This is a genomic window from Nocardioides sp., assembly GCF_035703625.1.
In the GTDB taxonomy this organism is placed as follows: Bacteria; Actinomycetota; Actinomycetes; order Propionibacteriales; family Nocardioidaceae; genus Nocardioides.
The window spans coordinates 1-7,249 of sequence record NZ_DASSXS010000204.1; the positions used below are offsets into that span (position 1 = coordinate 1).

Below are 7,249 nucleotides of genomic sequence, written 5' to 3' on the forward strand. Positions count from 1 at the left end.
AGCCCGACGCGGGACAGCGCGTCGTTGGTCTGGGCCGAGAGCTGCGTGGCGTCGCCGGCGTACTGGGGGAGCAGGTCGACCAGCCTGACCAGGCAGACGACGGTGCCGATCAGCAGCACCAGCAAGATGGCGTACGCCGCGACCAGCGCTCCGAGGGTGGCCAGCCACCCCGGCCACCGGTGGCGACGCGCCCAGTTGCCGAGCGGGAGCACGGCGATGGTCAGGACCAGCGCGAGCATCGCGGGCGCGATGATCTCGGCCGCCCCGCGGACGCCGACAGCCAGGGCCACTGCCCCGATGACGCCGAGCATCAGGACGACGATCCGCGGCACGGGCGCGGCCCCCGTCCCGCCCGCGACCCCGGGGGGTTCGTGCCCTTGCGATGACATGGCGATCAAGGTAGGACACCGCCACGGATCGGCGCGTCACCTGATACAGGCGAGGCATCCGGGCGCAACCGGAGGCAATCTGGGCGCCCCACGGGATCAGTGGCCGGAGCCGGTCACGATCTTCTTCCGCTCCTCCGGGTGGGCGCCGCCCTTGGCCTCCAGCGTCGTGCACGCCTCCTCGATGTCACGGGCCAGCGTGTCCACGTGCTCGCGGCTCAGGGTCTGCTTCACCAGCGCGCGCATGATCGTCACGTCCTGGGCGTCCGGAGGAAGCGTGTACGCCGGCACCATCCAGCCCCGCTCCGCGGAGAGCTGCCAGGCGATGTCGAACTCGTCGTACGACTCCTCGGCGGCGAGCTTGAACGCGACGAGCGGGAGCTGCTCCTCGCCGCGGCCGATGAGCTCGAACCGCCCCATCGCCTCCAGCTTCTCGGCGAGCACGTGGGCGTTGGTCTGCATGTTCTGCATGATGTAGCGATAACCCGCGCGTCCGTAGCGGACGAAGTTGTAGTACTGCGCGAGCACCATCGCGGAGCCGGTCGAGAAGTTGAGGGTGAAGGTGGCGTCGGTCTTGCCGAGGTAGTTCTCCTCGAAGACGAGCTCCGGTGCCAGGTCGGACTGCTCGCGGAAGATCAGCCACCCGATGCCGGGATAGACGAGGCCGAACTTGTGGCCCGAGGCGTTGATCGACCGGACCTGTTCGAGCCGGAAGTCCCACAGCGTGTCGGGGTACAGGAACGGCCAGACGAAGGCTCCGCTCGCGCCGTCGACGTGCAGCGGTACGTCGATCCCGCGCTCGGTCTTCAGCCGGACCAGCAGGTCGTTGATGCCGGCGACGTCGTCCTGGTGGCCGGTGAACGTCGTCCCCAGCACCGCCGCGACGCCGATGGTGTTCTCGTCGACGTGCGGGGCGACGTCCTCGGGTCCGATCGTGTACTTCGAGGGGTGCAGGGGGACGATGCGTGGCTCGACGTCGAAGTAGCGGCAGAACTTCTCCCAGACCACGTGGACGTCGCCGCCGAACACCAGGTTGGGACTGGCGGTCGACAGTGCCGCTGCTTCCCGACGCTTCCGCCAGTTCCACTTCAGCGACAGGCCGGCCAGCATGATCGCCTCGGACGACCCCTGGGTGCGGGCGCCGGTCGTCGGGCCCGGAGCATGGAAGAGGTCGGCCAGCATCCGGATGCACCGTTGCTCGATCTCTGCCGTGCGCGGGTACTCGGCATGGTCGATGAAGTTGCGGTGCAGGTTGGCGGCGATGATCTGTCGCGCCTCGGGCTCCATCCACGTCGTCACGAAGGTCGCCAGGTTGCGGCTCGGGAGCCCTTCCAGCGCGAGGTCCTCGCCGACGAGTCGCATCGCCTCCGGCGCCGGCATCCCGGCGGCCGGGAACTCCGTGCTCGGCACCTCCATGGTCAGGAACTGGTTGCCGAACATCGTCACGTCGGCTGCGCTGGGCTGGTTGTCCTGGGTCATCCGCATGCCCTCCCTCGTTCCTGACCAAGGTCACTACGTCGACCCCGACCTCGCCTCACCCGGAACGGGGTAGCTCGCTGATCTTGACTCGTTCCAGAAAAGTGCAAGACTCCAGATGTGCCCACCGCGACCGACATCGAGCACCTGTTGCGCGGTGCCGACCTGCGGGTGACCCGCCCGCGGGTGGCGGTCCTCGGCGCGGTGCACGACCATCCGCACGCCGACACCGACTCGATCATCCGGGTGGTCCGGGAGGATCTCGGCGAGGTCTCCCACCAGGCCGTCTACGACGTCCTGCGGGCCCTGACCTCGGCCGGGCTGGTGCGACGCATCCAGCCGTCCGGCTCGGCCTCGCGTTACGAGGCTCGCGTGGGTGACAACCACCACCACCTCGTGTGCCGCTCCTGCGGCGCCATCGAGGACGTGGACTGCGCCGTCGGCGCCACACCGTGCCTCGAGCCCTCCGAGGACCTCGGCTTCGCCGTCGACGAGGCCGAGGTGATCTATTGGGCGCTGTGCCCCGAGTGCAGCGCCCGGGAACCTGCACCGAGCGGGTCGCCACGACATCAGTGACAGAGCAAGAGCGAGACAAGGCAGCCAACAAGGAAAGGACTGACGTGTCCGAACACGGCAGCGAAAGCGAGAACCCGGTCATCGACGCCCCGGAGGCGCAGGTGGACCGTCGGCCGCGGACCAACCAGGACTGGTGGCCCAACCAGCTCAACCTGCAGGTCCTCCACCAGCACTCCCCGAAGGGGAACCCGCTGGGCGAGGACTTCAGCTACGCCGAGCAGTTCCAGGGCCTCGACGTCGAGGCCCTGAAGCGTGACCTCGTCGAGGTGATGACGACGTCGCAGGACTGGTGGCCGGCCGACTTCGGACACTACGGCGGTCTGTTCATCCGGTTGAGCTGGCACGCGGCGGGCACCTACCGGATCGAGGACGGTCGCGGGGGTGCCGGTGACGGCTCGCAGCGGTTCGCGCCGCTCAACAGCTGGCCCGACAACGCGAACCTCGACAAGGCCCGGCGGCTGCTCTGGCCGGTCAAGCAGAAGTACGGCCAGAGGATCTCGTGGGCCGACCTGCTGGTCCTCGCCGGGAACGTCGCCCTGGAGGACATGGGGTTCGAGACCTTCGGCTTCGGGTTCGGCCGCGAGGACATCTGGGAGCCCGAGGAGATCATCTGGGGTCCCGAGGACACCTGGCTGGGCGACGAGCGCTACAGCGGGGACCGCGAGCTCGCCGGGCCGTTCGGCGCGGTCCAGATGGGCCTGATCTACGTCAATCCCGAGGGGCCCAACGGCAACCCCGACCCGGTGGCCGCGGCCCGCGACATCCGTGAGACGTTCCGCCGGATGGCGATGAACGACGAGGAGACCGTCGCGCTCATCGCCGGCGGCCACTCGTTCGGCAAGACCCACGGCGCCGGCGACGCCGACCTGGTCGGCCCCGAGCCCGAGGGCTGCCCGCTCGAGGCCCAGGGGCTCGGCTGGCACAGCGGCTACGGATCCGGCAAGGGCGCGGACGCGATCACCAGCGGTCTCGAGGTGACCTGGACGAGCACTCCGACGAGGTGGGGGAACGGCTTCTTCGAGAACCTCTTCGGCCACGAGTGGGAGCTCTCCAAGAGCCCGGCGGGTGCCCACCAGTGGGTGGCCAAGGACGCCGAGGCGACCATCCCGGACGCTCACGGCGGACCGAACCGGCTGCCGACGATGTTGACCACCGACCTCTCTCTCCGGATGGACCCGGAGTACGAGAAGATCTCGCGAAGGTTCCACGAGAACCCCGAGGAGTTCCGGCTCGCGTTCGCGAAGGCCTGGTACAAGCTGCTGCACCGCGACATGGGTCCGGCGGCGCGCTACCTCGGCCCGTGGGTCGCCGAGCCGCAGTTGTGGCAGGACCCGGTGCCGACCGTCGACCATGAGCTGATCGACGACCAGGACGCTGCCGCCCTCAAGGCCACCCTGCTCGACTCCGGCCTGTCCGTTGCCAGGCTGGCCGCGACCGCATGGGCCGCGGCGGCCAGCTACCGCGACACCGACAAGCGCGGCGGGGCCAACGGCGCCCGCCTGCGGCTCGATCCGCAGCGGAGCTGGGAGGTCAACGAGCCGGCCGAGCTCGAGACCGCGCTGGCAGCACTCGGACGGGTCCAGCAGGAGTTCAACGAGTCACAGTCCGGCGGCAAGCGGGTCTCGCTGGCCGACCTGATCGTCCTGGGCGGCTGCGCCGCCGTCGAGCGGGCGGCCCGCGAGGCCGGGCACGAGGTAACGGTGCCGTTCCGTCCCGGGCGCACCGACGCCTCGCAGGAGCAGACCGATGTCGAGTCGTTCTCGGTGCTCGAGCCCCGGGCCGACGGGTTCCGCAACTACCTGCGCGGCGGCGAGAAGCTCGCCCCGGAGACCCTGCTGCTGGACCGGGCGAACCTGCTCAGCCTCACCGCGCCCGAGATGACAGTCCTGGTCGGCGGGATGCGTGCGCTGGGTGCCAACACGGGATCCTCCCGGCACGGCATCTTCACCGACCGTCCCGGCGCGTTGACGAACGACTTCTTCAGCAACCTCCTGTCGCCCGGCACGGAGTGGAAGGCGTCCGAGTCGGAGGAGAACGTCTACGAGATCCGCGATCTGGATTCGGGCGAGGTCACGTGGACCGCCACCGCCGTGGACCTGGTCTTCGGGTCGAACTCCCAGCTCCGGGCCATCGCGGAGGTCTACGCGTCCGACGACGCGAAGGAGAAGTTCGTGAGCGACTTCGTGAAGGCGTGGGACAAGGTGATGAACCTCGACCGCTTCGACCTGGCCTGACAGGGCGGATCCAAGTGGCCCAAAAGGGGTGATGCGGCCCGGCCTCCCGGCGACACACTGGGAGCACAGTTGCGACCTGAACGGGAGTGAGCGCCCATGAGCAGCGCGTCGGGTGGTCTGTCGGACTACGGCAGCAAGAGCCAGGAGGCACGCCTCGCCGAGTCCTACCGGATGGGGCCGGGCAGGAGTTCGCAGTCCATGTCCTCCGATGCCTCGGGCTGGGTCGGCTGGGTCCTGTTCGCGGCCGTGATCATGGTGCTGGTGGGCGCGTTCCACGTGATCCAGGGTCTCGCCGCGCTGTTCAAGGACGACTACTTCGCGGTCGCTTCCTCCGGCTTGGTCCTCAACGTCAGCTACACGGCGTGGGGCTGGCTCCACCTCGTGGGTGGCGCGATCGTCGTGGCGGCAGGGATCGCCCTGTTCAGCGGCAAGATGTGGGCGCGTGCCCTCGGCACGGCGATGGCCTGCGTGAGTGCGGTCGTCAACGTCGGCTTCCTGTCCGCATACCCGATGTGGTCGATCATGATGATCGCCCTCGACGTCGTCATCATCATGGCGCTGACGGTTCACGGGTCGGACATGTCGGACCTGCTGGAGAGCTGACCTGGTGACCCCCTGTCGAGAGCCATGGTGAGGCGCCCGCCCCGGTCCACGGTGCGGGCGCCTCGTGCTTCGTCGGACGACGGGGACGTGCGCGACCAAGGGACCGGCACGAGCACTCGGCCGGTCCCTCGTCACGGGTCATCTGTTGGGGGTCATCCGGTCACCCGGCAAGGAGGCGCGCCTTCTGCTGGGCGAACTCCTCGTCGGTGAGGATCCCCTTGTCGCGCAGATCGCCGAGCTTCTCGAGCTGCGCGATCATCGACGAGCCGTCGTCCGCCTCCTGGGGCGGAGCGGCCTCGTACTGCGTCGGCGGTGCGTACGCCGGCTGCTGGTACTGCTGCTGTTCCTGGGCGGCCCAGCGCCCTGCCTGACGTCGCGAGACGCGGTTCGAGACGGCCGTCGCCGTGCCCGCGACCACCGCCGTGCGTGCCATACCACCGATCAGACCCATGACGGGGCCTCCTTTCGTACGACGCCGGCGTTCAGCCGACGGGGGTCTCGAGTGCCTCGAGGGCTGCGATGACGTCCTGGGCCGGGATCCGGCCGCTGGCCACCACGTCCGCGCCCTGGTGGCGGAGGGCCGAGACGAACGGTCCTGCCCAGGTGTTCTCGTACACCAGCAGGGCGACCGCGTCCCCGGCTCCGACCAGCTCGGCGCTCTTGGCGAGATCGTCGTCGTCCAGGAGGCCGGACTCGACTCCGGAGAAGACGGCCAGGTCCAGCTCGCCGTCGCCGTCGAGGTCGGTGAGTGCGACGGCCGCGAAGCCGTCCTCGTTCACGACCGCGACACGCAGGTCGAGGATCCGGATGATTCCGCGATCGGTGAGGTCGACCAGGGCAGCCAGTGCTTCGCCGGTGAGCTTGGCGCCCGGGAACTCCACGGCCAGGTAGTCGATGGGCCCCACATCGAGGTCGGTCTGCGTCATCTGCTCCTCCTCAGGGCGGTGTGAGCCAGCCGGTACGGAACCCCGGGCTGACGAGCCAGACGCTCCCATCGCACCCCGCACCGGGCATCACCCCAATCGGGTGAGGCACGCGGACCCCCGCGATCCCACCATCGAGGGCAGACCGACGGACTCGTGGAGGCACATGATGACCAGCGGGGAGATCACGACGGTCGCTGACCGGAACGTGTCCGATCCTGTCGCCGCGGGCGCCGACCAGGTCGCGCGCGAGCTGGGGGTCGACCTCGGTCGCGGGCTCTCGGCGCAGGAGGCGGGATCGCGCCTGGCCTCGCACGGGGCGAACCGGCTGACCGGCGGCAAGAAGGAGCCCGGCTGGCGCGCGTTCCTCCGTCAGTACGAGGACTTCATGCAGGTCGTCCTGCTGGTCGCCGCCGCGGTCAACCAGCTGGTCACCGGCGAGGCGGGGACGACGTTGGTGCTGGCCGGGCTGACGGTCTTCAATGCCGTGATCGGCCTGCGGCAGGAGGCCAAGGCCGAGGAGAGCGTGAAGGCCCTGGCGCAGATGATGAAGACGATCGCCAGGGTGCGCCGCGACGGCCAGGCTGTCGAGATCGATGCCGAGGAGCTGGTTCCGGGCGACGTCGTGCTCGTCGAGGCGGGCAACCGGGTGCCCGCCGACGGCCGGGTCTGTGTGGCCGCGACGCTGGAGATCGAGGAGGCGGCCCTCACCGGCGAGAGCCTGCCGGTCGGCAAGTCGAGCGAGCCGGTGCCGGGCGACGACATCCCGCTCGGGGACCGCACCTGCATGGCCTACATGAACACCTCGGTGACCCGCGGCCGCGGTGAGCTGATCGTCACCGCCACCGGCATGGACACCGAGATCGGTCACATCGCCGACATGCTCGCCAACACCGAGACCAGCAAGACGCCGCTCCAGAAGCAGCTGGACGCCCTGTCGAAGATCATCGCCACGATCGCCGCCATCGCCCTGGTGCTCGTGGTCCTGCTCGGACTCGCCCGCGGCGAGGCGTTCGACACCCTGTTCGTGACCGGGGTGGCGTTGGCCGTG

7 protein-coding genes and 1 pseudogene are annotated in these 7,249 nt (G+C 69.5%); 4 read left to right on the forward strand and 4 right to left on the reverse strand.

Annotated features, from left to right (window positions below):
- Positions 1–389 (reverse strand): annotated as a pseudogene (locus VFN12_RS10025) (hypothetical protein); the annotation flags it as partial.
- A gap of 96 nt (positions 390–485) precedes the next feature.
- A complete protein-coding gene (locus VFN12_RS10030) occupies positions 486–1,871 on the reverse strand; it encodes a glutamate decarboxylase (RefSeq protein ID WP_325118515.1) in 1,386 nt (461 codons plus the stop codon).
- Between the two features lie 111 nt (positions 1,872–1,982).
- Between VFN12_RS10030 and VFN12_RS10035 the strand changes: the two genes are divergently transcribed.
- The 3 genes from VFN12_RS10035 to VFN12_RS10045 all read left to right on the forward strand — a co-directional run bounded on the left by VFN12_RS10035 (position 1,983) and on the right by VFN12_RS10045 (position 5,275).
- Positions 1,983–2,438 (forward strand): Fur family transcriptional regulator, encoded by a 456-nt coding sequence (locus VFN12_RS10035; RefSeq protein WP_325118516.1) that lies wholly within the window; start codon positions 1,983–1,985, stop codon positions 2,436–2,438.
- 44 nt (positions 2,439–2,482) lie between these two features.
- Complete coding sequence (gene katG / locus VFN12_RS10040; protein ID WP_325118517.1) at positions 2,483–4,672, forward strand: catalase/peroxidase HPI; 2,190 nt, start codon at positions 2,483–2,485, stop codon at positions 4,670–4,672.
- 96 nt (positions 4,673–4,768) lie between these two features.
- A complete protein-coding gene (locus VFN12_RS10045; protein ID WP_325118518.1) occupies positions 4,769–5,275 on the forward strand; it encodes a DUF7144 family membrane protein in 507 nt (168 codons plus the stop codon).
- Positions 5,276–5,435: 160 nt separating this feature from the next.
- Here the strand turns inward: VFN12_RS10045 and VFN12_RS10050 are convergent, their stop codons facing one another.
- Both VFN12_RS10050 and VFN12_RS10055 read right to left on the reverse strand, forming a co-directional pair.
- The gene (locus VFN12_RS10050) at positions 5,436–5,726 is read right to left on the reverse strand and encodes an SHOCT domain-containing protein (RefSeq protein ID WP_325118519.1); all 291 of its coding nucleotides are present in this window, start codon (positions 5,724–5,726) and stop codon (positions 5,436–5,438) included.
- Between the two features lie 31 nt (positions 5,727–5,757).
- A complete protein-coding gene (locus VFN12_RS10055; protein ID WP_325118520.1) occupies positions 5,758–6,201 on the reverse strand; it encodes a DUF6325 family protein in 444 nt (147 codons plus the stop codon).
- A gap of 166 nt (positions 6,202–6,367) precedes the next feature.
- Here VFN12_RS10055 and VFN12_RS10060 point away from each other — a divergent pair.
- Positions 6,368–7,249 (forward strand): HAD-IC family P-type ATPase (locus VFN12_RS10060; RefSeq protein WP_325118521.1); only part of this gene is annotated, 882 nt, incomplete at its 3' end.